The 387-nt window shown below is 65.4% G+C and carries 1 protein-coding gene; it reads left to right on the forward strand.

The window, feature by feature from the left end; all coding sequences use genetic code 11:
- On the forward strand, positions 1 to 387 hold a 387-nt coding region (locus AC5ZGW_RS47445), incomplete at both ends, for an ATP-binding cassette domain-containing protein (RefSeq protein ID WP_496114313.1).

Below are 387 nucleotides of genomic sequence, written 5' to 3' on the forward strand. Positions count from 1 at the left end.
GCATTGTCGCCGCCCGCGCGCGCCGCAGCCGGGCTTGGTTATGTTCCACAGGAGCGGAATGTCTTCAAGAACCTTACCGTTGAGGAAAACCTCAGTATCGGTTTCGAGTTCATTCACCGGAAAGCCGCGCGCGGCGCGTTTGCTGCAGCTCGGCAGCGTGTGCTCGACCTCTTTCCGGACCTGGTCCCGCGCACCAAAGCGCAGGCCGGCACGCTCAGTGGCGGGCAGCGGCAGATGCTGGCGATGGGGTGCGCGCTGATTGCCGGACCCTCGACCCTGCTGCTGGATGAGCCCTCCGCCGGTCTCTCGCCGCGCTATGTCACCACGATGCTCGACGCTGTCGCCGCGGTGAACCGCACCGGCGTCACGGTGATCATGATCGAACAG

Source organism: Bradyrhizobium sp. Crot121 (genome assembly GCF_059512385.1).